Below are 22,642 nucleotides of genomic sequence, written 5' to 3'. Positions count from 1 at the left end.
GACCCTCACCCGGGTGTCATGACGGACGGACACAGTGAAGCCATGACCGAGACGCTCGCTGCGCGCCCCGACCACCTCGAGGGGCACCCGGGCACCTTCGACGGCGAGGTGTGGACCCCGCCGTCCTGGGACGACGTGGTGCGCGAGCACGCCGACCGCGTGTACCGCCTCGCCTACCGGCTGACCGGCGACGCGCACGACGCCGAGGACCTGACGCAGGAGACCTTCATCCGCGTCTTCCGCTCGCTCGCCGCGTACAAGCCCGGCACCTTCGAGGGCTGGCTGCACCGGATCACCACGAACCTCTTCCTCGACATGGTGCGGCGGCGCGGCCGGCTGCGCATGGAGGGGCTGCCCGAGGACACCGACCGCATCCCCGGCGGCGGCCCCGACCCGGAGCAGATCTTCTCCGAGGCCCACCTCGACCCCGACCTGCAGGGCGCCCTCGACGAGCTCGCGCCCGAGTTCCGCGCCGCGGTCGTGCTCTGCGACGTCGAAGGTCTCTCGTACGAGGAGATCGCGGCCACGCTGGATGTCAAACTGGGGACCGTGCGCAGTCGAATCCACCGGGGACGTCAGGCGCTCCGCAGCGCGCTCGAGCGCCGGCGCGCGGAGGCCCTCGCGTGATCGGGCCGCAGGCGTCGGCCTGGGCCCGGTGGCGCGACGGCGGGCACCTCTCGCTCGACGCGGTCGTCGCGCACGTCGACGGTGAGCTCCCGCCGGGTGCCGCCGCCCGCGCCACCGCGCACGTCGACCACTGTCTGACCTGTGCCGGGGAGGTCGCCGCCCAGCGCCAGGCGCGCCGCCGGCTGCGCGCGGCCGACTGTCCCGGCGTGCCGTCATCGCTGCTGTCCTCCCTGCGCGCGATCCCCGACAGCGCCGAGCTGCCCGAGGCGCCGGCCGGGCTCGCGGTCGACGCGCAGGGCCGCTTCGTGGTCCCCGCCGGGTCGCCGACCCGCCGCTCCGGTCACGGAGGTCGGTGGTCCCGACGACGCGTCCTGCCGGCGGTCGTCGCGTCCGGGCTCGTCGTGGGCGCGGCCGCCGTCGTCGGCCCGGTCGTCGCGGCCGGGGCCGCCCCCGCCTCCGTCGTCCCGGTGCGGGCGCCGAGCGCCGGGGCCTCGTTGACCGCCGCGGTGCCCGTGCCCGTGGCGGGGGAGCGGGGCAACCCCGTGATCGGCGCGGTCGTCGAGCGGGCGGGGCGGGAGACCGCCGTGACCAGCACCACCCCGGTCCCGGGCCCGGACGGATCCACCCCGACGCGCCCCCCGGCCTGACCGACCTTTCACGGCCCACCCTCCAGGATCGGGTGGTGTCGCCCGTGAGTCGCCGTCGCTCTACCGTGGGGGCACGATGACCACCGCACCCATCGCGCGAGCGCGGACATGAGCAGCCCCTGGTCGCGCCCCGCGACGACGGAGCGGCCCGACGCGTCGCGCACGCAGCCCGGCACCAACGGGCACGCCGCGAACGGCCACGCGAGCAACGGCCACGCCGCGAACGGGCACACGAACGGCTCGTCGCGCCCCGGCGCGCCCGACCGCGACCAGGCGGCCGACTTCGCCCGCCCCACCGGGGACGACGGCTCGTCGGCGGGCGCCCGCAACGGCTCCGCCCCGGCCGCCGCGCCGTCACGGGAGCCCTCGGTCGCCCTCGCCGGGGCCTTCGGCCGCCCCGAGGGGGCGGCGGAGCCCCTGCAGCGACCCGCCCCCGCTCCCGCGCCCGACGACCGTCCCGACGACTTCTGGGACGGCGACGCCGTCGCCGACCCGTGGCGCGACCCGGGCGCCCCGGTCGAGCTCGGGGCGCCCGCGGTCCGCGAGTCGGGTCCCGGGCCCGACCGCCGCGCCGGCGGCCCGAAGCTCTCCGCCCGCGAGCTCGTCTTCGGGCGGCGGGTGGCCCCGAGCGCGCTCGTGCTGCTCGTCGTCCTCGCACTCGTCGTCGGCGCGGTCGGCGGCCTCGTCGGGCACCTCACCGCCGAGGGCGCCGACGCCGTCGTCGACCCCGGGGCCACGCTCGCCCAGGTCGACGCCGGGAAGGAGCGCCCGGCCGGGTCGGTCGCCGACCTCGCGGGCCGGGTGGTCCCCGCGGTCGTCTCGATCGAGGTGCGCTCCGGCACCACGGGCGGCACCGGCTCCGGCGTCGTCGTCGACGACCGCGGCGACATCGTCACGAACAACCACGTCGTCTCCCTGGCCGCGACCGACCCGCGGGCCACCCTCGAGGCCGTGTTCGCCTCCGGCACCCGCGCGCCCGCCCGCATCGTCGGGCGGGACCCCCAGACCGACATCGCGGTGATCAAGGTCGACGTCGCCGACCCGGTGGTCGCCCAGCTCGGCCGGTCGGGAGACCTGCGGGTGGGCGACGGCGTGATCGCGATCGGCTCGCCGCTGGGCCTGGCCGGCACCGTCACCACGGGCATCGTCAGCTCGCTGCGCCGCCCGGTGCGCCTCGACGCGGAGAGCGCGAACGCCAACCCCGTCATCGACGCGATCCAGACCGACGCCGCCATCAACCCCGGCAACTCCGGGGGCGCGCTCGTCGACTCGACCGGGGCCGTCGTCGGGATCAACACCGCCATCCGCACCCTCGGGGGCACCGACTCCTCGGGGCAGGGCGGGTCGATCGGGCTCGGGTTCGCCATCCCGATCGACGACGTCCGCGTGATCGCCGAGTCGCTGATCCGCACCGGCTCGTTCACGCACACCGACCTGGGCGTGAACGCGAAGTCCGTCACCGACGGGACCTCCGACGGTGCGCAGGTGCTCAACGTGGTCCAGGGTGGACCTGCGGCCCGTGCGGGCGTGCTCGAGGGCGACGTGGTCACCCGCGTCGACGCCCGCCCGATCGCGTCCGCCGACGAGCTGGTGGTCGCCGTGCGGGAGCACCGGCCCGGCGACGCGGTGACGCTGGGCGTCGTCCGCGGCGGGCGGCCGCTGTCGCTGCAGGCCCAGCTCTAGGGAGAGGGAACGCGGTGTTCGAGAGCGTCGGGTGGGGCGAGATCCTCGTCCTCGCGCTGATCGGGCTGTTCATCCTCGGGCCCGAGCGGCTGCCGGGCGCCATCCGGTGGGTCGCCGACACGATGCGCACCGTCCGCGAGTACGCTGCGGGTGCCCGCGACCAGCTGCGCAACGAGATCGGGCCGGAGTTCGACGAGTTCCGCAAGCCGCTCGAGGACCTGCGCTCGATCCGGCAGATGGACCCCCGCCAGGCGGTGCGGCGCACCCTGCTCGAGCCGGTGAACGACGGCACCTGGACCGGCGCGGCCACCCCGGCGGTCCCGGAGCCCGCCGGCGGGTCCGCGGGTCTCCCGGCGGCGGGCGCGAACGGCGTCGTCAAGGGGCAGTCCGACCGGGCCGTCCCGCTCAAGCCCGGCGAGGCCGCCCCGTTCGACCCGGACGCGACCTGAGGTGAACACTCGCAAGCACTGTTCCGTGCCTGGACACGGAATAAGGGGAGCACGCCGATAGGGCCTACGAGGGCTCGCCCACCTCGCGGCTGATCGGGTTCGCCCGCATCCGGCCGCTCGGGTCGAGCCGGCGCAGGATCGCGCCGGCGATGCGGTCGAGGTCGCCCACCTGCTCGGGTCCGATCGCGTCGACGACGAGGCGGCGCACCTCGGCGGCGTGCCCCGGGGCGGTCGCCACGACCTTCTCCCAGCCGGCGTCGGTCAACCGGGCCATCGTGACCCGCCCGTTGCCCGCGCACGGCTCGCGGGCGACCCAACCCTGCTGCTCGAGGCGTGACACCACGTGCGAGAGGCGGGAGAGTGACGAGCTGACGGTGGAGGCGAGCTCGCTCATGGGCATGGTGCGCCCGGGGGCCTCGGAGAGCATCGCGAGCACGAGGTAGGAGAACTGCGTGAGCCCGGCGTCGCGCTGCAGTTGGGCGTCGAAGGCCGCGGGCAGCAGGGTGAACACCGCGGCGAACCGCCGCCAGGCGTGCTGTTCCTCCGCGCTCAGCCAGGGCTCCATGTCCGCCAGGCTACACTTGATGCTTCAACTGTGCAGGACTAGCGTGCCGGTCGACCCGTCACGCGCCAGGAGACCCCCATGAGTTCCCCGTTCGCCACCGCCGCTCCCGGAGCGGCCTTCGACGCCTTCATCGGCCCGGCGCGGGACACGGCCGCCGGCCGCCGTCCCTGGACCCCGGAGGACGGGCCGATGCCGGCCCTCTACCTCTCCCACGGGGCCCCGCCGCTCTACGACGACGCCGACTGGATGCGCGACCTGTTCGACTGGGCGCACCGCATGCCGCAGCCGAAGGCCGTCGTCATCGTCTCGGCGCACTGGGAGTCGGCCCCGCTGACGATCAGCTCGCCCACCGCGGGCACCCCGCTCGTCTACGACTTCGGCGGGTTCGCCGCCCGGTACTACACGATGACCTACGCCACGCCCGACGCGTCGGCCCTCGCCGACCGGATCGCAACCATGCTCGCGGGCTCCGAGGACGTCCACCGGTCGTCCCGCGGGCTCGATCACGGAGCGTGGGTGCCGCTGTCGGTGATGTACCCCAACGCGGACGTCCCCGTGCTGCAGGTGTCGATGCCCGACGAGGACCCCGACCGGCTGATGCGCCTCGGGGCCCGCCTCCGCGAGCTGCGCTCCGAGGGCGTGCTGGTGGTGGGCTCGGGGTTCATGACCCACGGCCTGCCGTTCCTCACCCGCGACATGCTGCGCGGCGAGTCCGTCCCGGGGTGGACCGACGACTTCGACGCCTGGGTGTCCGACGCCCTGGCGCGCGGTGACGTGGACACGCTGCGCCGGTTCGGGAAGGCCCCGGGCATGCCCTACGCCCACCCCACCGCCGAGCACTACGTCCCGCTCTTCGTCACGCTCGGTGTCGCGAGCGACCCCGCGGCGCCCGTCACCACCGAGATCGACGGGATGATGTGGGGCCTCTCCCGGAGATCGTTCTCCGTGGCCTGACCTCCCGGACCGAGACCGGGCTGTAACAAAGACTCTCCCCGTGACGTACAAAGGGTTCGTAAACCCGGTCGAGGGACCTCGACCGGGTGAGTCAACGGGGTCGGGGAGGGACCATGAGTCAGACCGCGGTGCGGTCGGGGGAGGTCGCCTCCCCCGACGATGCCCCGACCGGACGCCTGCCGCGCGCCCGGCGGGCGCGCCACCGGGCGGACCGCCTGACGGTGGCCGACCTGCTCGCCGCGCAGGCCTCCGGTACGGCTCCGCCGGTCCGACGGGTCCCGACGACGTCGGGGGTCCCGGCGCCGCGCGACGCAGACCGCTCGGCCCTCACGTTCACGCCCGCGCGACCGCCGGCGTCCCCCTCGGGCCTCACGTTCACCGCGCCCCGGGCCACGACGACCGCGCCGCCGGCCCCCACGTCCGCTCCGGGCCACCGCGCGGCTCCTGCGCCCGCCCCGGCCCACCGTGCGGCTCCTGTGCCCGCTCCGGCCCACCGTGCGGCCCCCGCTCCCGCCCGCCGGTCCACGCCCGCTCCGGCCCCGACCCCGGCCCGCCGCGCGGAGAGCGAGCCCGCGACCGTGCTGCTCGCGCCGAGGTCGAACCCGGTCCGCGCGGCCGCTCCGGTCGCGGCACCGGCTCCCTCCCCGGCCGCCACCCCGGCCCGGGCCTCCTGGCGCCGCGCCGACACCGCCGTCACCACCCTCGTCGTCCTGGTTCCCGCCCACGACGAGGAGGCGGGCATCGCCGACACCGTCGAGGGCCTCCTCGCGCAGGAGATGCCCGACGGGCTGCGCATCAGCGGCATCGTCGTGGTGGCCGACAACTGCACCGACCGCACCGTCGAGATCGCCCGGCGCTACCCCGTCGAGGTGATCGAGACCCGGGGCAACACCGAGAAGAAGGCCGGGGCGCTCAACGAGGGCTGGCGGCGCGCGGCCCGCGACGCCGACCTCGTCCTGACGATGGACGCCGACACGGTGCTGCGACCCGGGTGCGCGGCGGCGATGGCCGAGGAGCTGCAGCGGAACACGGCACTCGGTGCGGTCTGCGCCCGCTACTGGGCCGCGCCCGGCCGGGGCCTGGCCTGGCGCCTGCAGCGGCTGGAGTACAGCCGGTACGACGACCTGCGCGAGCTGCGGGGCTGGCGGGTCAGCGTCGCGAGCGGGGCCGCCGCGATGTACCGGCGCGAGGCGCTGGACGAGGTCGCGGTCCACCGGTCCGCGGGGCCGTGGGACGGGTCCTCGCTCATCGAGGACTACGCCCTCACCCTCGACCTCAAGACCGCGGGCTGGACCGTCGGGGCCGCCCGCGGCGCCCACGTGCTGACCCACCCGCCCACGTCGTTCCGCGAGCTGTGGGTCCAGCGGCTCCGGTGGGGCCGCGGCGGGATGGACGAGTGCCTCAAGCGCGGATGGACCCGGGCCACCCGCAAGGACATCCTGTCCTACGGGTTGTTCGTGCTCAGCGTGTTCTTCCGGCTGCTCTTCGTGACGATGCTCGTCCTGATGATCACCCACGCGGTGCCGTTCCGGTACGCGCTCATCGGCCTGATCCCGCTCGGCGTGATGTGGCTGGAGCGCGTCACGTCGATGTGGCGACTACCGGGCCGCACGGGCACCGACGTGGCAATCGTGGCCGTCCTGGTCGTCGAGGACCTGTACGGCTTCTTCCTCGAGTTCTGCGCCGTCGTCGCCGCATGGCGGTGCCTGTTCGCCCGACGACAGGGCTGGTAGTCCCCCGACCCCCTCGCTCCCCACCGAGAGGCAGTTCCCCCATGTACGGCGAGTCCTTGTACCTGACGAGCGGTGTCACCGGCGGTGCCACCGGCATGGCGCTGGCGGCGACCCAGGGGGTCAGCGCGATCGCCATGGTCCTCACCGCGGTCACCGTCGCGTTCACGACGATGCTGCTGGTGCGCATCGCCCGCCGCGGCGCCCGGCACTTCCACTGAGGCACCGGACGGACGAGGTGTCGGGCGGGAGGAGACGGCGGGGGGCGCGCGACACCTCGTCGACGGAGACGACGTTGCTCGGGGCGGCCGCGCTGGCGGCCCAGGCGAGGGCGCGCGCCCCGGGGCGACGGCGGGGCAAGGACGCCTTCGACGTCCGCCGGCGCCGCACCCTGGTGACCGTCTCGGTGCTGGTCGCCCTGCTCGGCAGCGGGGTGGCCGGGTTCGCGACGTGGCTCTCGGGGGCGGACGAGGCCACCGCGGACGCGTCGCCGGCGTCGGTGCAGGAGGTGAGCGTCGTCGGGCCGCGCTACGCGCCGACGGCGGCCGACCGGGCCCGCCCGCCCGCCCGCATCACGCCCGGCACCCCGCTCGTCGGGCTGACCTTCGACGACGGCCCGACCCCCGAGCGCACCCCGTACGTGCTCGACGTCCTCGCCGCGAAGGGCGTAAAGGCCACGTTCTTCTTCCAGGGCGACCAGACCGAGAAGCACCCCGACATCGCGCGCCGGGCGCTCGCCGAGGGCCACGTGATCGCGCTGCACTCCTACGAGCACGTGTACTTCCCCGACCTCGACCAGGCGCGCGCCCGTGACCAGATCGTCCGCGGCGAGGAGGCGCTGACCCGCGAGCTCGGCGTCCGGCCGACGATGTTCCGCTACCCGTTCGGCGAGGCCTCGCCGGTGGCCGACGCGGTGCTCGCCGAGCGCGGACTGATCGGCGGCGTCGGCTGGGACTGGCGCTCGAACCTCAAGGGCGACTTCGAGTGCCCGGGGGCGGACGCGCTGACCCGGTTCGTGGTGACGGAGGCGCGCGACGAGGCCGTGATCCTGCTGCACGACGGCGGGGACGCCATCACCTGCCCCGACCCGCAGTGGCAGTACCTGCCGCGGGCCATCGACGCGGTGCGCGACAACGGCCTCGAGTTCGGGGTCGTCCGGCCGACGGGCCGCAAGAACGGGGACGAGGAGACGGCGGTGGTGGCGCCGTGACCCGCGTGCTGCTGCTCGTGGTGGTGCTCGCCCTGGCCGCCGGCTGCTCGACGACGGCGGGCGCCGGGTCGGGCGGGTCGGGTGGACCCTCCCCGAGCCCGGTGGCGGCCTCGGCGCCGGCGGACGTGGCCCGCGGCGTCGACGCGCTCGTCGCGGCGGCCGAGGAGCACCCCGGCGGTGGCCGGGCCTGGGCCAGCGTCATCCAGGCGCCGCACCGGCAGGTCGACCGCGACGTCGGGGCCGCCGGGATCGCCGCCGGTCTGCTCGCGGTGGCCGAGGGCGCCCCCGACGCCGCGGTCCGCGACCGCGCGCTCGACACCGCCCGCGACGCGGCCGACTTCCTCGTCGCCGCCCAGCGCGGCCCGGGCCGGTTCCCCGACTACGTCGACCCGGGTCCCGACGGCGGCGAGTGGGCCCCCGCGGGCTACGCCTACTCCTCCTACGACGACGGCGCGGCCGGCGTCGCGGACCTGCTGTGGAGCGTGGGGGAGCGCACCGGCGAGCAGCGCTACCGGGACGTCGCGCTCGACGCGGCGGCCTGGCTCGTCGAGCGGGCCGAGGACGTGCCCGGGGCGCCCGCCTGCCCGGCGGTGTGCCGCTGGGCCTGGAGCGACGACGGTGAGCCCTCCTATCGCAACGGCATGGGCGAGGGGCAGGCCGGCATCGTGTACGCCCTGAGCGTCCTCGCCGAGCGCTCCGGCGACCGCCGCCTGGCCGAGTACGCGGCGGGCGGGGGCGCCTACCTGCTCACGCAGCAGGGCCCCGACGGCGGGATGCCCGAGCGGGCCGACGTGTCCGCCCGCAACACCGGGTTCCTCTCCGGGGCCGCGGGCGCGGCGTTCTCGTTCCTGCGCCTGTACCAGGCGACGGGGGAGCAGCGCTTCCGCGACGGCGCCTCGCGGGCGCTCGAGTTCCTCGACCGCAGTGCCGTGGAGGACCGGGGCGGCCGCACCTGGCCGATCTGGGTCGACCCCACGGGCGCCGTCGGCAACCCGCGGCGCGCCACCGGCATGGAGGAGGGCGCCGCCGGGATCGGCTGGGTGTCCCTGCAGGCCGCGGCGATCCTCGACGACGACGCGCACCGCGAGCGGGCCGAGGCGGCCGGGCGCTGGCTGCTCGCCGTGGCCGACACGCGCGACGGCGGCACGTCGTGGCCCGAGTTCGAGGGGGCCTCGACCACGCACCTCTCGACCAACTCCGGCGCCGCGGGCACCGGGTGGTACCTCGACACCCTGGGCCGGGTCACGGGGGAGACGTCCTACCGGGACGCGGCCGTCGGCGCGCAGCGGTTCCTCGCGGGCGCGCAGCTCCCGGACGGCTCGTGGCCGTCGAACCTGACCGACGGGCGGCCCCGGCTGGTCGGGGAGCCGTCGTGGCACTGGGGCACGGCGGGTGTCCTGGGCTTCCTCACCCGGATGTCGGGCGGCCCGATGGACACCCCCGCCATGCAGCCGCCCCTGGTCCCGCTCGGCTGAGCGGACCGGGGGCGGACGCGGGCGTGGCGGATTCCGGACGTCCGGTGTCAGCGATGGTCCATCGCTGACACCGGCGCGGGCTAGCGGCCCGCCGGCGAGATGTTCAGCGACATCCCGGCGAGGCCCCGGGCCCGCACGGTCAGCCGGTCGGCCACCTTGCGCAGCTCCGCGCCCGCCGCCGACTGCGGCGCCGAGAGCACCAGCGGGACGCCGGCGTCGCCGCCCTCGCGCAGGCGGGTGTCGATCGGGATCTGGCCGAGCAGCGGCACCGGCGACCCGATCGACTTCGTGAGCGAGTCGGCCACCTGCTGGCCGCCGCCCGAGCCGAACAGGTCCATCCGCGAGCCGTCGGGCATGTCCATCCACGACATGTTCTCGACGACGCCCACGAGGCGCTGGCGCGTCTGCAGCGAGATCGCCCCGGCGCGCTCGGCGACCTCGGCCGCGGCCTGCTGCGGCGTCGTCACCACGAGGAGCTCCGCGTTCGGGATCAGCTGCGCGGTGGAGATCGCGATGTCGCCGGTGCCGGGCGGGAGGTCGAGGAGCAGGACGTCGAGGTCGCCCCAGAAGACGTCGGCGAGGAACTGCTGCAGCGCGCGGTGCAGCATCGGCCCGCGCCACACCACGGGGGTGTTGCCCGGGGTGAACATGCCGATCGAGATGACCTTCACCCCGTGCGCCTGCGGCGGGAGGATCATCTCGTCGACCTTGGTCGGCAGGACGTCGCAGCCCAGCATCCGCGGCACCGAGTGGCCGTAGATGTCGGCGTCGACCACGCCGACCGAGAGGCCCTTGTCGGCCATCGCGGCGGCGAGGTTCACGGTGACCGACGACTTGCCGACGCCGCCCTTGCCCGAGGCGACCGCGTAGACGCGGGTCATCGAGCCGGGCTGGGCGAACGGGATCACGGGCTCGTCGGCGTCGCCCTTGACGGTCTTGCGCAGCTCGCGCCGCTGCTCGTCGTTCATGACGTCGAGCTCGACCGCCACGGCGGTGACGCCCGAGACGCCGGAGACCGCGGTGGTGACGCGGCTCGTGATCGTGTCCTTCATCGGGCAGCCGGACACGGTGAGGTAGACGGCGACCTCGACCTTGCCGTGGTCGAGGACCCGGACGTCCTTGAGCATGCCGAGTTCGGTGATCGGGCGGTGGATCTCGGGATCCTCGACGCCCGCCAGTGCGGTGCGGATCGCCTCGATCGACGGTGCAGCCATACCCCGATGCTACGTGTCGGTAGAGGTCGTCCCGTTCGACGGACCCGTGTGCTCCAGCACCCGGCTCAGGGCCCGGTCGACGGCCTTCTCCACCGCCCGGTCGAGAGCCCGCTCCAGGGACTTGTCGAGCGACTTGTCGACGGCCCGGGTGAGCGCCCGCTGCGTCTCGCGGTCGACCCCGGAGCGCTCGGCGCCGCGGTCGGCGAGCTCGCTGCGCAGGAAGTCGCGGGTCACCATCTCGCCGACCGCGATCCGGACCGCCGCGAGCTCCCGGGACAGGTACTCGGTGTCGGCGATGGTGCGCTGCGCGCGGGTGCGGTCCTCGTCGAGCGAGACGCGGTCGCGGTCGTCCTGCCGGTTCTGCGCCAGCAGGATCAGGGGCGCCGCGTACGCGGCCTGGGTGGAGAAGGCCAGGTTGAGCAGGATGAAGGGGTACGGGTCCCAGGACCCGAGGATCCCGATCAGGTTCAGGATGATCCAGATGATCACGAACACCGTCTGCCACAGCAGGTAGGTGCCGGTCCCGAGGAAGCGTGCGAGCCGCTCGGCGGCCCGCCCGAAGGCCTCGGTGTCGAGGTTGACCCGCAGGCGCGACTGGGGGCCGGCCGGCGTGTCGAGCCGGCGGCGGGTGGAGCGCTCAGGCACGGCGGCCTCCGGGTGGGTTCGGGATCGCCGACGGCGGGATGCGCAGGCTGCCCGTGGTGGTGGGCTCCGGGTCCTGGGAGCGCCAGTCATCGGGCAGCAGGTGGTCGAGGACGTCGTCGACGGTGACGGCCCCGAGCAGGTGGTCGTTCTCGTCGATGACGGGCCCGCACACCAGGTTGTAGGTGGCGAAGTAGCGCGTGACCTCGGTGAGCGAGGCCTCGGGACCCAGCCGGGTCAGCTCGGAGTCGAGCACGCCCGCCACCAGCTCGAACGGGGCCTCGCGCAGCAGGCGCTGGGCGTGCACGCAGCCGAGGTAGCGCCCGGTGGGGGTGGCCGACGGCGGCCGGCACACGAACACCATCGAGGCCAGCGCCGGGGTGAGGTCGGGGTTGCGCACCCGGGCGAGCGCCTCGGCCACCGTCGCGTCCGGCGCCAGCACGATCGGCTCCGGGGTCATCATGCCGCCGGCGGTGTCCGAGGAGTAGGTGAGCAGACGGCGCACCGACTCGGAGTCCTCGGGCTCCATGAGGTCCAGGAGCTGCTCGGACTCGGGGTCGGGCAGGTCGGCGAGCAGGTCCGCGGCGTCGTCGGGGTCCATCGCCTCGAGCACGTCGGCGGCGCGCTCGGAGTCGAGGTGGCGCAGCAGGTCGCGCTGGTCGTCGCTCGGCAACTCCTCGAGGACGTCCGCGAGGCGCTCGTCGCCCAGGCCGTCGGCGACGTCGAAGCGGCGGCGGGTGGGCAGGTCGAGCAGGGCCCGCGCCACGTCGGCGGGGCGCATGTCCTCGAAGGTGGCGAGCAGCTGCTCGGTCCCCTGGCCCTCCTCGGCCAGGGACAGCCCGCTGACCGCCGCCCACGGCAGGACCTGCACCGGGCCCCGTCGTCCGAGCACCCCGATCCGCTCGGTGACCGCGAGGCGCGTGATCAGCCAGTCGCGACTGCGGGTGTGCTCCATGAGCACGTCGGCGACGGTGGCGTCGACGGCCTTGTCGACGATCCGCACGCTCGCGTCGAGCATCTCCCCGACGACGAGGACCTCGTTCGGCCGCTGCACGAACGAGCGCAGGTTCACCTGCCCGGTGGTCAGCGTGACCGCGCCGGCGTCGATCGCGGTGACGCGCAGCATCGGGACGAAGATGCGCCGGCGGGACCCCACCCCGACGACGAGGCCGAGCACGCGGGGCGGTCGGGGCCCCACGGAGACGGCGCACACCGCGTCGCGGACCCGCCCGATGTTCTCCCCGTCGGGCCCGAGAACGGGCAGACCGACCATCCGGGCGACGAACACCCTGGTCATCGCGGTGCTGGCGGCTCGGGTCACGCGCTGAGGTTAGCGGCGTTGCACACCGGGCTCGCGGCGGAGAGGGTGCTCACCTGAATCGGGACAGCTCCGCGCTCGCGTGTCAGCATCCCGTCACCGGACGTCTCCGCGACGAGCGGAGGCCCATGAGGAGGTCTGTCGCAAGTGAGTGTCGAGAACCGCCCGCGTCGGTCGTGTCTCGCGGTGCCCGGGTCGAGCCAGAAGTTCATCGACAAGGCCCGCACGCTGCCCGCGGACCAGATCTTCCTCGACCTGGAGGACGCCTGCGCCCCGCTGGCCAAGCCGGGGGCGCGCAAGACGATCGTCTCGGCCCTGAACGAGGGGGGCTGGGAGGGCAAGACCCGCGTCGTCCGCGTGAACGACTGGACGACGGAGTGGACCTACCGCGACGTGACCGAGGTCGTCGAGGGCGCCGGGGCCAACCTGGACGCCATCATGTTGCCGAAGGTGCAGACCGCGGCGCAGGTGCACGCCCTGGACTTCCTGCTCACGCAGATCGAGAAGACCATGGGCTACGAGGTCGGCCGCATCGGCATCGAGGCGCAGATCGAGAACGCGCTCGGCCTGACCAACGTCAACGAGATCGCCGCCGCGTCGCCGCGCATGGAGACCATCGTCTTCGGCCCGGCCGACTTCATGGCCTCGATCAACATGAAGTCGCTCGTGGTCGGCGAGCAGCCCCCCGGCTACACCGAGGGCGACGCCTACCACTACATCTACATGCAGATCCTCATGGCGGCGCGGGCCTACGACCTGCAGGCCATCGACGGCCCCTACCTGCAGATCCGCGACGTCGACGCCTTCCGCCGCGTCGCCGCCCGGTCGGCCGCTCTGGGCTACGACGGCAAGTGGGTGCTGCACCCCGGCCAGATCGACGCCGCCAACGAGGTCTTCTCGCCCGACCAGAACGACTACGACCACGCCGAGAACATCCTCGACGCCTACGAGTACTTCACCTCCGAGGCCGGGGGCAAGAAGGGCTCGGCCATGATCGGCGACGAGATGATCGACGAGGCCTCGCGCAAGATGGCGCTCGTCATCGCGGGCAAGGGCCGGGCCGCCGGCATGACCCGCGGCGAGCGCTGGACCCCGCCGGAGAGCTAGTCCCGCTCCGCCTCGTGCGTGCCTTTCCGCCCTCTCGGGCGGAAACGCACGCACGTCCGGGGCATACTCGCCGGTAACTTCACGTCGTCAGGAGCGATCAGCATGGCCCGTCTCGCCCAGACCGCCGGCCTCACCGAGGTCCAGACCGAGATCCTCTCCACCGTCCGCGACTACGTGGACAAGGAGATCATCCCGCACGCCCAGGAGCTCGAGCACGCCGACGAGTACCCCACGGAGATCGTCGACGGGATGAAGGAGATGGGCCTGTTCGGGCTCATGATCCCGGAGGAGTACGGCGGCCTCGGCGAGTCGCTGACCACCTACGCGCTGACCGTGGAGCAGATCGCCCGCGGCTGGATGAGCGTCTCCGGCGTCATCAACACGCACTTCATCGTCGCCTACATGCTCATCCACCACGGCACGGAGGAGCAGAAGCAGCGCTATCTCCCGAAGATGGCCACGGGCGAGATCACCGGCTCGTTCTCGATGTCCGAGCCCGAGCTCGGCTCCGACGTCGCCGCCATCAAGACCCGCGCGACCCGCGACGGCGACGACTACGTGGTCAACGGCGCCAAGATGTGGCTGACCAACGGCGGCTCGTCGAACCTCACCGCGGTGCTCGTCAAGACCGACGAGGGCGCGGAGAAGCCATACCAGAACCTGACGACCCTGCTGGTGGAGAAGCCCCGCGGGTTCGGCAAGGTCGCCGAGGGCCTCGCGGTCCCCGGCAAGATCGACAAGATGGGCTACAAGGGCGTCGACACCACCGAGATGGTGTTCGACGGCTTCCGCCTCCCGCAGACCCAGGTGCTCGGCGAGCTGCCGGGCAAGGGCTTCGCGCAGATGATGGACGGCGTCGAGGTCGGCCGCGTGAACGTCGCGGCCCGCGCCTGCGGCATCGCGATCCGCGCCTTCGAGCTGGGCATCGAGTACGCCCAGCAGCGCTCCACCTTCGGCAAGCCGATCGCGCAGCACCAGGCGATCGCCTTCAAGCTCGCCGAGATGGCCACCAAGGTCGAGGCCGCCCACCTGATGATGGTCAACGCGGCCCGCCTGAAGGACCGCGGCGAGCGCAACGACGTCGAGGCCGGGATGGCCAAGATGATCGCCTCCGAGTACTGCAAGGAGGTCACCGAGGAGTCGTTCCGCATCCACGGCGGCTACGGCTACTCCAAGGAGTACGAGATCGAGCGGCTCATGCGTGAGGCGCCGTTCCTGCTCATCGGCGAGGGCACCTCGGAGATCCAGAAGACGATCATCTCGCGCGGTCTGCTGAAGGACTACAAGCTCCGCTGATCTCCCGGCCCCGCGTGTCAGCGATGGCACATCGCTGACACTGAACGGCAGGGAACCGCCACGCTCGACCCAGCGGCGGCGTGCACTGGACCAGTGCGCGCCGCCGTTCGGCGTACGGAGCGACCTCACACACACCCCGCGTGGGCACTTTCCACCCGGTCCGACCGTTGACAGGATGCTCGGACCTCGTTCCGGAGGTCGAGAAGTCAGCGGAGGAAAATCGTGAGCTCGCCGTTCCTCGGGAGCCGCCCCGGAGCCGCTCCCGGGCTGCCGAACCTGCCCGAGCCGCCCTCGGGGTGGCCGATCGGGTCGTACGCCAAGTACGAGGAGGCCCAGCGCGCGGTCGACCACCTGGCCGACAACGACTTCCCCGTCGCCGACGTGACCATCGTCGGGGTCGACCTCATGCTCGTCGAGCGCGTCATCGGCCGGCTGACCTGGGGCCGCGTCCTCGCCACCGGCGCCGCGTCCGGCGCCTGGCTCGGCCTGTTCGTCGGCGTGATCCTGTCGTTGTTCAGCGCCAACGGGTCGTTCGGTGCGATCCTGCTCGGCCTCGGCATGGGCATCGTGTTCGGCGTCGTGTCCGGCGCCATCACCTACGGCGCCTCGCGCGGTCGTCGGGACTTCACCTCGGCCAGCCAGATGGTCGCCGGCCGCTACGACGTCCTCTGCCAGCCGCGCAACGCCGAGAAGGCCCGCGACATGCTGGCCAAGCTCGCGATCGGCACCGAGCAGACGTAGCGGCCCGACGAGGCCCGGGCGCCGCTCAGGCGGCGACCGCGCGCCCCGTCCAGGTCTCGAACCGGCGCCAGAACAGCCGCTGGGACAGCGCCCAGAGCCGCAGCATCCGCGGGTGGACGTGCGCGTCGATGCTGACCTCCACCTCGGTGCCGCCCGGCGCGTCGGCCACGGCGATCTGCAGGCGCGTCGGGCGCAGGAGCCGGAACGAGACGGCCCAGGCGCCGTAGAGGTACTGCAGGTCGCGGTACTCGCCGTCGCGGATCTCGCCGAGGACGCCGGGCAGGTGCAGGCCGGGGCCGTGGTGGGTGGTGACCGTGCCCTCGTCGAACCCGCCGCCGAGGAACTCGACGCGCCACGGCGGGATCTGGGTGTCGGTGAACGTGGCCGGGTCGACCAGCCACGCCCACACCCGCTCCCGGGGCGCCGGCGTGACGAAGCGCTGCACGTGCTGGTGGGTCCGCCACCCGGGCGGGACGGGCTGGTCGGGCCCGGCGAGGCTGGTCACGGGAGGTGATGCTGCCCCGCCGGGCGCGGCCCCGCGCGCCGGGCGATCGTCGGGAGGAGCGTCAGGCCCCCGACCCCGACGCCCGCACCACCGAGAGCGGGATGGCGACGTCCTCGAGCGACTTCTGCTCGGCGTCGACGCCGAGGACTGCCGCGACCACGCCGCCGATCATCATCACCACGGCACCGAGGATGTAGGCGTAGAACAGGCCCGTCCCGCTCGGGGCGTCCTTCGGCCCGATCATCGCCGCGTAGACCAGCGGTGCCACCGACCCGAAGACCTGGGCGATCGCGAAGAACACCGCGATGGCCTTCGCGCGGACCTCCATCGGGAAGATCTCGCTGACGGTGAGGTAGGCGGCGCTCGCCCCGGCGGAGGCGAAGAAGAAGATCACGCACCAGGCGATCGTCTGGGTGGTCGCGGTGAGCACGCCCGCCCGGAACAGGAACGCGCTGATCACCAGGAGCCCGCCGGCCAGCAGGTACGTGCCGGCGATCATCTTCCGGCGCCCGACGGTGTCGAAGAACCGGCCGAGCAGCAGGGGCCCGAGGAAGTTCCCGACGGCGAACGGGATGTAGTAGAGCGAGGTGTCCGCGTCGGGGCCGAGGTAGAAGTTCGCCAGCACGATCGCGTACGAGAAGAAGATCGCGTTGTAGAGGAACGACTGGGTGATCATCAGGACGGCACCGAGCGTGGAGCGGCCCGGGTAGGTCCGGAACAGCACCCGGAGCAGCGCGACGTACCCGGTCTGCGGGCTCGGGGTGATCTCCAGGGCCCGGCTATCGTCGACGGGCTCGACCTCCTTGCCCGTCGCCGCGACCTCGCGCTCGATGTAGTCGATCGACCGCTCGGCCTCGTCGCCCCGGCCGTGCATGATCAGCCAGCGCGGGCTCTCCGGCACCGCCCGGCGGAGCACGACGATCACGATCGCCAGCACCGGACCGATGAGGAACGCGACGCGCCAGTCGAGGCCGGGGCTGATGGCGCCCGAGAGCAGCGGGACCTGGATCGCGGCGGCGATCGCGGCACCGGCCCAGTACGTCCCGTTGACGGCGATGTCGGTCTGACCGCGGTACCGGGCCGGGATCAGCTCGTCGATGGCCGAGTTGATCGCGGCGTACTCGCCGCCGATCCCGGCGCCCGCGATGAACCGCGTCGCGTAGAGGAAGGTCAGCGACAGGGCCCCGGAGCCGAGAGTGAAGGCGGTGAGGGCGCTGCCGCCGAAGTAGATGGCCAGCGTGATGAAGAACAGCCGCCGCCGGCCGAGGCGGTCGGAGAGGTTGCCGAAGACCAGGGCGCCGACCACCTGGCCGAGCAGGTAGGCCGTGGCCAGGAAGCCCACCGCGGTGGTCGAGAGGCCGAGGCGGTCGGCGTCGGTGAGCTTCTCGCCGACGTTGCTCGCGATCGTGATCTCGAGGCCGTCGAGGATCCAGCAGGTGCCGAGGGCGACCACCATGCGGGTGTGGAACGGGGACCACGGCAGGCGGTCGATCCGGGCCGGGATGAGGGAACGGACCGGCCGCTCCACCGCGCTCGTCATGGAGGAAGCCTACGCACCTAGTGTGCCTACGCAAGATTTACGGGCGGCGGCCCGAGTGTGCACGCACGAAGGGCGGAGCCCTAGAGCCAGTGGTTGCGGCGGAACGTCCGGAAGAGCCAGGCGCAGATCGTGATGATCACGAGGATCACCAGCGGATAGCCGAACTTCCAGTGGAGCTCGGGCATGTAGTCGAAGTTCATGCCGTAGATGCCCGCGAGCATCGTCGGGACCGCCAGCAGCGCGGCGTAGGCGGTGATCTTGCGCATGTCGTTGTTCTGGCGCAGCGTGATCTTGGCCAGCACCGCGTCGACGAGCGTGGTGAGGAGCTCGTCGAACTGGGCGACGCGCTCGGAGACCGTGACGAGGTGGTCGTCGACGTCGCGGAAGTAGCTGCGCACCTCGGTGGGGATCATCGGGGAGTAGCCCTCGGTGAGCCGGCGCAGCGGGGCCACCAGCGGCGCGACCGCGCGGCGCAGCTCGAGCACCTCGCGCTTCATCAGGTAGATCTGGTCGGCGCCGAGCTCGGAGTGCGGGGCGAAGACCTCGGCCTCGATGGTGTCGAGGTCGCCCTCCACCGCGGCCGACACGTCGAGGTAGGCGTCGACGATGTGGTCGGCCACCGCGTGCAGCACCACGGCGGGGCCCTGGGCCAGGTGCTCCGGGTCGCCCTCGAGCATCCGGCGGACCCGGCGCAGCCCCGAGTGCTGCCCGTGGCGCACGGTGACGACGAAGTCCTTCCCGACGAAGCACATCAGCTCGCCCGACTCGACGATCTCGTTCGCCGTGGTCGGCGAGGCGTGCGCGACGTAGCGCATCGTCTTGAACACCGAGAACAGCATGTCGTCGTAGCGCTCGATCTTCGGGCGCTGGTGGGCGTGCACCGCGTCCTCGACGGCGAGCGGGTGGAGCCCGAACACCTCGGCGATGTCGTCGATCTGCTCGGCGTCGGGCTCGTGCAGGCCGACCCAGACGAAGCCCTCGCCGCGGCGGCGGACCTCGGTGATGGCCTCGCGGTGGTTCCAGCGCCCCTCGAGGCGGTGCCCGTCGACGTAGACCGCGCAGTCGACGACGAACGCCGAGATCGGGACGTGCGGGACGTGGACGCCGTTGTCGAGGGCGCGGGGGCGGCGGGCACGGGTGGCCGTGCGCAGCGAGGGGAGAGCGGGCATGGGTGGCCTCGTCATGGTGGGGAGGGGCGGAGGGCGACTCTCCGCGTCACCTGCGTCAGCGGGGGGTGACCCACGACGAGGGGACGCGGCCGGTACTTCCGCCCGGGGTGTCAGCTGCCTGCTCGGTCTGGTCCACGTCCACCTCCTGACACGATCCATGTCGTACGGCTCACGCATCCGCGCTGGTCCGCGCGCTGCACCAATGGTCCATCCTACGACTTCGTCGGGGCGAACCCACGCCCGGACGCCATGAGGTCGACGACGTTCAGGGAGTGGACACGTGCAGTTCGGTCGGTACTTCGAGGAGTTCGAGGTCGGGGCGACGTACAAGCACTGGCCCGGCAAGACGGTCACCGAGTACGACGACCACCTCTTCTGCCTCATCACGATGAACCACCACCCGCTGCACCTCGACAGCCACTACGCCGAGGGCACGCAGCAGGGACGCAACGTGGTCGTCGGGAACTACGTCTACTCGCTGCTGCTCGGCATGTCGGTGGCCGACGTCTCGGGGAAGGCGATCGCGAACCTCGAGGTGGAGTCGCTGCGCCACGTGAAGCCGGTCTTCCACGGCGACACGATCTACGGCGAGTCGACGGTGCTGGACAAGAAGGAGTCGTCGTCGAAGAACGACCGCGGCATCGTCCAGGTCGAGACCATCGGCTACAACCAGGACGGCGTCGTCGTGTGCATCTACCGCCGCAAGGTGATGGTGCCGAAGCGCCCGGTGGCCGACAGCCCCGAGGAGCAGTTCCAGCTCGAGCAGCCGAACCGGCCGGTGCCGCAGGACCGCTGACGACGCCCCTCGGCGTGTCGATCGGGGCCGGTCACCCGGTCTGCCTAGGGTCGGGCGACGTGGACGTGAAGAAGCTGGGTATCGCGATCGGCGTCATCTTCGCGCTGTTCTTCGTGATCTCCCAGCCCCGGGGGTCGGCGGACTTCGTCCTCGACATCCTCGGGCTCCTCGAGGATGCGGCCGGTTCGGTGGTCCTCTTCCTCCGTTCCCTCTTCTCGTGACCACCACGGGATAGGCTGACGCGGACGGAGGGGAGGACCGCCGTGCTGGCACCTCGCGACATCGACGAGTACGTCCTGCCCACGGAACGACGGGTCATCCGCTTCCGCCGGCACTGGGTGTTCATCGTCAGCGAGGTCGTCCAGGCGGCCGTCCTCATGACGATCCTCGGCGTCGCGGCCTACGTGCTCCCCGACGGTCCCGTGCTCGACAACATGCTCTGGTACGCGGCGCTGCTCGTGCTGATCAAGGCCTGCTACAAGGTCGCCGAGTGGTGGGTCGAGAAGGTCGTCATGACCGACAAGCGCGTGATGCTCGCCGAGGGCGTGTTCACCCACAAGGTCGGCATGATGCCGCTCGGCAAGGTCACCGACCTGACGTTCGAGCGCTCCTTCACGGGCCGCGTGTTCGGGTTCGGCACGCTGGTCATCGAGTCGGCCGGTCAGATCCAGGCCCTCAACAAGATCACCTACATGCCCGACCCCGACGAGGTCTACGAGGCCATCTCGGAGCTCGTGTTCGGCGAGAAGCGCCAGACGCCGTCCCGCCCGTGACCAGGGCGAGCGCAGCGACGGGGCTCGGATGATCGACCTGCACCTGCACTCCAGCGCCTCGGACGGCACCGACGCCCCGGCCGACGTCGTCCGGCTGGCCGCCGCGGCGGGCGTCACCACGCTCGCGCTCACCGACCACGACACGACGGCCGGCTGGGCCGAGGCCGCCGCGGCCGTGCCCCCGGGGGTCCGGCTCGTGCGCGGCGCGGAGTTCTCGACGACGAGTCCCGACGGCCGCGGCGGCGAGGTGCCGGCCCACCTGCTGGGCTACCTGTTCGACCCCGGGCACCCGGCGGTCCTCGCCGACCAGCAGCGCCTGCGGGTCGAGCGCCGCCGCCGGATCCGGGTGATGGCCCAGCGGATGGCCGACGCCGGGTACGGCGTCGACCCCGACGAGCTCGAGTCCCGCCTCGACCCCGACGCGCCGATCGGCCGGCCGCACCTGGGCCGCGCGCTGGTGGAGCTCGGCGTCGTCGGGTCGGTGGGGGAGGCGTTCGAGTCGCTGCTGGCCAAGGGCGGGCGCTTCTACGAGCCGAAGGCCGACACCCCGATCGCCGAGGCGGTCGACACCATCCGCGCGGCGGGCGGCGTCGCCGTGTGGGCGCACCCGTGGGCCCGGCTGCGCGGCGACGTGATCGAGCCCGAGGTGATCGCCGACCTGGCCGAGCGGGGCCTCGCCGGGATCGAGGTCGACCACCGCGACCACACGCCCGCCGACCGCGACCGGCTGCGCGGGCTCGCGGGCGAGCTCGGCCTCGTCGTGACCGGCTCCAGCGACTACCACGGCGAGAACAAGACGATCCCGATCGCGGCCGAGACCACCGCGCCCGACCAGCTCGACGCCCTCCTGGCCCGGGCCACCGGCGCACGGGTGATCACCGGCGGTACCTAGACTGGAACCGATGAGCGGGCAGCTGAGTCTCCAGGACATGCCCCTTCCCCTGGTCAAGGTCACCCCCGCCCGCCTCGCCACCTGGGACGACTGTCGTCGCCGCTACCGGATGGCCTACCTCGACCGCCCCACCCCGCCCCGCGGCGGCGCGTGGGCGCACGCGACGCTCGGCGCGGTGGTCCACAACGCGCTGCGCGCGGTCTACGAGATGCCCCCGGCCCGACGATCGCCGGGGCGCGCCGCGGGCCTCGTCGGGACACTGTGGTCGAGCGAGGGGTTCCGCGACGACCGCCAGGCCGCGGCCCACCGCGAGCGCGCCCAGGACTGGGTGGCGCGCTATGTCGCCGAGACCGAGGTCGGCGAACCGCTGGGCATCGAGCGCTGGGTCGCGGCGCCGGTGGGCGGGATCGTGGCGGAGGGCCGCGTCGACCGCATCGACGCCGGCCCGCACGACGACGCGGTGGTGGTCGACTACAAGACCGGGCGCGGCGTCCCGGGGCCCGACGACGCCCGCGGGTCGCGCGCGCTCGCGCTCTACGCCCTGGCTGCGGCGCGCACGCTGCGCCGAGCGTGCCGGCGCGTCGAGCTGCACCACCTGCCGTCCGGGACGGTCGCCGTGGCCGAGCACGACGAGGCCTCGCTCGCGCGGCACCGCGGGCGGGCCGAGGAGTCGGCCCGGGAGATGGCGGACGCGACCGCGGCGCTCGCGGCGGGCGGCGACGCCGAGGCGCTGTTCCCCCCGACTCCCGGCGGCCAGTGCGCCCGGTGCGACTTCCGGCGGTCGTGCCCGACGGGCCGGGCGGCCTCGGCCACCCTGCCGTCGTGGGCGTTGCTGGCCCCCCTCGACGAGGCCTCCTGATGGCGGCGGTGCACCCCGAGGACGAGCCGACGCCCCCGTACGGTGTCGAGGCCATGGACCACGCCTTCACCCCCACCCCGGCGCGGCCGCTGCGGGCGGTCCCGACGGTGCCCGTGGGCTCGTCGAACCCCCGGACCGGGGCGTTCGGCCGGCCCATCGGCAAGCACCGCCCGACAGCGCTGCACCGCCTCGTGGAGGTCTCCCGGGTGCTGACCGGTGGGCTGATGGTGCTCGCGATCGCCGTGATCGTGGCGCCGCTCGTGCTCTCGGCGGTGGGGCCCGGCGTGTCCACGCTGATCGGCCACCTGGTGGGGGCCGGGGCGGCCCTCACGGCCACCGGGATCGCGGCGTCGCGGCGGACCCCGGTGTGGGCGGCGACCGTGGCCGCGGGTGCGGTCCCGGTGATCGTGCTGGCGGTGCTCGCCGTCTACTGGTGGGCCTAGCTCTCGG

General features: G+C 73.4%; 25 protein-coding genes. 18 read left to right on the top strand and 7 right to left on the bottom strand.

Annotated elements, in window-relative coordinates; genetic code table 11:
- Positions 1-42 precede the first annotated feature (42 nt).
- The 4 genes from sigE (at position 43) to tatB (ending at position 3,406) form a co-directional block, all read left to right on the top strand.
- Entirely contained in the window at positions 43-627 is a 585-nt protein-coding gene (gene sigE, locus ACFPBZ_RS07770; RefSeq protein WP_378035449.1) for an RNA polymerase sigma factor SigE, read from the top strand.
- The gene (locus ACFPBZ_RS07765; RefSeq protein ID WP_378035448.1) at positions 624-1,274 is read left to right on the top strand and encodes a hypothetical protein; all 651 of its coding nucleotides are present in this window, start codon (positions 624-626) and stop codon (positions 1,272-1,274) included. Before sigE ends, ACFPBZ_RS07765 begins: the two co-directional genes overlap by 4 nt.
- Positions 1,275-1,382: 108 nt before the next feature.
- Positions 1,383-2,957: a S1C family serine protease gene (locus tag ACFPBZ_RS07760; RefSeq protein ID WP_378035447.1), complete on the top strand. Its 1,575-nt coding sequence runs from the start codon at positions 1,383-1,385 to the stop codon at positions 2,955-2,957.
- Between the two features lie 14 nt (positions 2,958-2,971).
- The gene (tatB, locus tag ACFPBZ_RS07755) at positions 2,972-3,406 is read left to right on the top strand and encodes a Sec-independent protein translocase protein TatB (protein WP_378035446.1); all 435 of its coding nucleotides are present in this window, start codon (positions 2,972-2,974) and stop codon (positions 3,404-3,406) included.
- Positions 3,407-3,470: 64 nt separating this feature from the next.
- On the opposite strand, the gene ACFPBZ_RS07750 is transcribed toward tatB, so the two are convergent.
- Positions 3,471-3,971 (bottom strand): MarR family winged helix-turn-helix transcriptional regulator, encoded by a 501-nt coding sequence (locus tag ACFPBZ_RS07750; protein WP_378035445.1) that lies wholly within the window; start codon positions 3,969-3,971, stop codon positions 3,471-3,473.
- A 78-nt stretch (positions 3,972-4,049) separates the two neighbouring features.
- Here ACFPBZ_RS07750 and ACFPBZ_RS07745 point away from each other — a divergent pair, with 78 nt between their 5' ends.
- The 5 genes from ACFPBZ_RS07745 (at position 4,050) to ACFPBZ_RS07725 (ending at position 9,340) form a co-directional block, all read left to right on the top strand.
- Complete coding sequence (locus tag ACFPBZ_RS07745; RefSeq protein ID WP_378035444.1) at positions 4,050-4,925, top strand: dioxygenase family protein; 876 nt, start codon at positions 4,050-4,052, stop codon at positions 4,923-4,925.
- A 113-nt stretch (positions 4,926-5,038) separates the two neighbouring features.
- Positions 5,039-6,658 (top strand): glycosyltransferase, encoded by a 1,620-nt coding sequence (locus tag ACFPBZ_RS07740; protein ID WP_378035443.1) that lies wholly within the window; start codon positions 5,039-5,041, stop codon positions 6,656-6,658.
- 41 nt (positions 6,659-6,699) lie between these two features.
- Entirely contained in the window at positions 6,700-6,876 is a 177-nt protein-coding gene (locus ACFPBZ_RS07735; protein ID WP_378035442.1) for a hypothetical protein, read from the top strand.
- Between the two features lie 74 nt (positions 6,877-6,950).
- Positions 6,951-7,865 carry a polysaccharide deacetylase family protein gene (locus ACFPBZ_RS07730; RefSeq protein WP_378035441.1) on the top strand — a complete coding sequence of 305 codons (915 nt, stop codon included), beginning with the start codon at positions 6,951-6,953 and terminating at the stop codon, positions 7,863-7,865.
- Positions 7,862-9,340, top strand: a complete 1,479-nt coding sequence (locus tag ACFPBZ_RS07725) for a lanthionine synthetase LanC family protein (RefSeq protein WP_378035440.1) — start codon at positions 7,862-7,864, stop codon at positions 9,338-9,340. The genes ACFPBZ_RS07730 and ACFPBZ_RS07725 overlap by 4 nt, the downstream gene beginning before the upstream one ends.
- An 80-nt stretch (positions 9,341-9,420) precedes the next feature.
- Here the strand turns inward: ACFPBZ_RS07725 and ACFPBZ_RS07720 are convergent, their stop codons facing one another.
- The 3 genes from ACFPBZ_RS07720 to ACFPBZ_RS07710 are packed head-to-tail and all read right to left on the bottom strand — an operon-like array spanning position 9,421 to position 12,493.
- A complete protein-coding gene (locus ACFPBZ_RS07720) occupies positions 9,421-10,554 on the bottom strand; it encodes an Mrp/NBP35 family ATP-binding protein (protein WP_378035439.1) in 1,134 nt (377 codons plus the stop codon).
- Positions 10,555-10,563: 9 nt separating this feature from the next.
- Positions 10,564-11,199: a DUF1003 domain-containing protein gene (locus ACFPBZ_RS07715; RefSeq protein ID WP_378035438.1), complete on the bottom strand. Its 636-nt coding sequence runs from the start codon at positions 11,197-11,199 to the stop codon at positions 10,564-10,566.
- Positions 11,192-12,493, bottom strand: a complete 1,302-nt coding sequence (locus ACFPBZ_RS07710; RefSeq protein WP_378035574.1) for a magnesium transporter MgtE N-terminal domain-containing protein — start codon at positions 12,491-12,493, stop codon at positions 11,192-11,194. Before ACFPBZ_RS07710 ends, ACFPBZ_RS07715 begins: the two co-directional genes overlap by 8 nt.
- 168 nt (positions 12,494-12,661) lie before the next feature.
- Between ACFPBZ_RS07710 and ACFPBZ_RS07705 the strand changes: the two genes are divergently transcribed.
- From ACFPBZ_RS07705 to ACFPBZ_RS07695, 3 genes are all read left to right on the top strand, one after another.
- On the top strand, positions 12,662-13,621 hold the full coding sequence (locus ACFPBZ_RS07705) for an HpcH/HpaI aldolase/citrate lyase family protein (RefSeq protein WP_378035437.1): 960 nt from the start codon (positions 12,662-12,664) through the stop codon (positions 13,619-13,621).
- A gap of 102 nt (positions 13,622-13,723) precedes the next feature.
- The gene (locus ACFPBZ_RS07700) at positions 13,724-14,917 is read left to right on the top strand and encodes an acyl-CoA dehydrogenase family protein (RefSeq protein WP_378035436.1); all 1,194 of its coding nucleotides are present in this window, start codon (positions 13,724-13,726) and stop codon (positions 14,915-14,917) included.
- A 222-nt stretch (positions 14,918-15,139) separates the two neighbouring features.
- Positions 15,140-15,658, top strand: coding sequence for a YflT domain-containing protein (locus ACFPBZ_RS07695; RefSeq protein ID WP_378035435.1), 519 nt, complete (start codon positions 15,140-15,142; stop codon positions 15,656-15,658).
- 25 nt (positions 15,659-15,683) lie between these two features.
- Here the strand turns inward: ACFPBZ_RS07695 and ACFPBZ_RS07690 are convergent, their stop codons facing one another.
- The 3 genes from ACFPBZ_RS07690 to ACFPBZ_RS07680 all read right to left on the bottom strand — a co-directional run bounded on the left by ACFPBZ_RS07690 (position 15,684) and on the right by ACFPBZ_RS07680 (position 18,872).
- Entirely contained in the window at positions 15,684-16,163 is a 480-nt protein-coding gene (locus ACFPBZ_RS07690; RefSeq protein ID WP_378035434.1) for a hypothetical protein, read from the bottom strand.
- Between the two features lie 61 nt (positions 16,164-16,224).
- Positions 16,225-17,703, bottom strand: a complete 1,479-nt coding sequence (locus ACFPBZ_RS07685; protein ID WP_378035433.1) for an MFS transporter — start codon at positions 17,701-17,703, stop codon at positions 16,225-16,227.
- Positions 17,704-17,783: 80 nt separating this feature from the next.
- Positions 17,784-18,872: a magnesium and cobalt transport protein CorA gene (locus tag ACFPBZ_RS07680; RefSeq protein ID WP_378035432.1), complete on the bottom strand. Its 1,089-nt coding sequence runs from the start codon at positions 18,870-18,872 to the stop codon at positions 17,784-17,786.
- A 280-nt stretch (positions 18,873-19,152) separates the two neighbouring features.
- On the opposite strand from ACFPBZ_RS07680, the gene ACFPBZ_RS07675 reads away from it, so the two are divergent.
- From ACFPBZ_RS07675 to ACFPBZ_RS07650, 6 genes are read left to right on the top strand one after another with little or no spacing between them, the layout of a single operon-like run.
- Complete coding sequence (locus ACFPBZ_RS07675) at positions 19,153-19,668, top strand: MaoC family dehydratase (RefSeq protein ID WP_378035431.1); 516 nt, start codon at positions 19,153-19,155, stop codon at positions 19,666-19,668.
- 59 nt (positions 19,669-19,727) lie between these two features.
- Positions 19,728-19,889, top strand: a complete 162-nt coding sequence (locus ACFPBZ_RS07670; RefSeq protein WP_378035430.1) for a hypothetical protein — start codon at positions 19,728-19,730, stop codon at positions 19,887-19,889.
- Between the two features lie 42 nt (positions 19,890-19,931).
- The gene (locus ACFPBZ_RS07665; protein WP_378035429.1) at positions 19,932-20,441 is read left to right on the top strand and encodes a PH domain-containing protein; all 510 of its coding nucleotides are present in this window, start codon (positions 19,932-19,934) and stop codon (positions 20,439-20,441) included.
- Between the two features lie 28 nt (positions 20,442-20,469).
- On the top strand, positions 20,470-21,333 hold the full coding sequence (locus ACFPBZ_RS07660; RefSeq protein WP_378035428.1) for a PHP domain-containing protein: 864 nt from the start codon (positions 20,470-20,472) through the stop codon (positions 21,331-21,333).
- Positions 21,334-21,343: 10 nt separating this feature from the next.
- Positions 21,344-22,192, top strand: a complete 849-nt coding sequence (locus ACFPBZ_RS07655) for a RecB family exonuclease (RefSeq protein WP_378035427.1) — start codon at positions 21,344-21,346, stop codon at positions 22,190-22,192.
- Complete coding sequence (locus tag ACFPBZ_RS07650; RefSeq protein WP_378035426.1) at positions 22,192-22,635, top strand: hypothetical protein; 444 nt, start codon at positions 22,192-22,194, stop codon at positions 22,633-22,635. The genes ACFPBZ_RS07655 and ACFPBZ_RS07650 overlap by 1 nt, the downstream gene beginning before the upstream one ends.
- The last annotated feature ends 7 nt before the right edge of the window (positions 22,636-22,642 follow it).

It is taken from the genome of Actinomycetospora atypica, assembly GCF_042653685.1.
GTDB lineage: Bacteria > Actinomycetota > Actinomycetes > Mycobacteriales > Pseudonocardiaceae > Actinomycetospora > Actinomycetospora atypica.
Note: the sequence above shows the minus strand (reverse complement) of the source record. Positions and strands in the feature narration are given on the sequence as shown.

Bases quoted from the DNA above. Each gene is read 5' to 3' on its own strand.
- sigE (WP_378035449.1), top strand. From the start codon at position 43: ATGACCGAGACGCTCGCTGCGCGCCCCGACCACCTCGAGGGGCACCCG.
- ACFPBZ_RS07760 (WP_378035447.1), top strand. From the start codon at position 1,383: ATGAGCAGCCCCTGGTCGCGCCCCGCGACGACGGAGCGGCCCGACGCG.
- ACFPBZ_RS07750 (WP_378035445.1), bottom strand. From the start codon at position 3,971: ATGGAGCCCTGGCTGAGCGCGGAGGAACAGCACGCCTGGCGGCGGTTC.
- ACFPBZ_RS07745 (WP_378035444.1), top strand. From the start codon at position 4,050: ATGAGTTCCCCGTTCGCCACCGCCGCTCCCGGAGCGGCCTTCGACGCC.
- ACFPBZ_RS07740 (WP_378035443.1), top strand. From the start codon at position 5,039: ATGAGTCAGACCGCGGTGCGGTCGGGGGAGGTCGCCTCCCCCGACGAT.
- ACFPBZ_RS07735 (WP_378035442.1), top strand. From the start codon at position 6,700: ATGTACGGCGAGTCCTTGTACCTGACGAGCGGTGTCACCGGCGGTGCC.
- ACFPBZ_RS07720 (WP_378035439.1), bottom strand. From the start codon at position 10,554: ATGGCTGCACCGTCGATCGAGGCGATCCGCACCGCACTGGCGGGCGTC.
- ACFPBZ_RS07710 (WP_378035574.1), bottom strand. From the start codon at position 12,493: ATGACCAGGGTGTTCGTCGCCCGGATGGTCGGTCTGCCCGTTCTCGGG.
- ACFPBZ_RS07700 (WP_378035436.1), top strand. From the start codon at position 13,724: ATGGCCCGTCTCGCCCAGACCGCCGGCCTCACCGAGGTCCAGACCGAG.
- ACFPBZ_RS07685 (WP_378035433.1), bottom strand. From the start codon at position 17,703: ATGACGAGCGCGGTGGAGCGGCCGGTCCGTTCCCTCATCCCGGCCCGG.
- ACFPBZ_RS07680 (WP_378035432.1), bottom strand. From the start codon at position 18,872: ATGCCCGCTCTCCCCTCGCTGCGCACGGCCACCCGTGCCCGCCGCCCC.
- ACFPBZ_RS07660 (WP_378035428.1), top strand. From the start codon at position 20,470: ATGATCGACCTGCACCTGCACTCCAGCGCCTCGGACGGCACCGACGCC.
- ACFPBZ_RS07655 (WP_378035427.1), top strand. From the start codon at position 21,344: ATGAGCGGGCAGCTGAGTCTCCAGGACATGCCCCTTCCCCTGGTCAAG.
- ACFPBZ_RS07650 (WP_378035426.1), top strand. From the start codon at position 22,192: ATGGCGGCGGTGCACCCCGAGGACGAGCCGACGCCCCCGTACGGTGTC.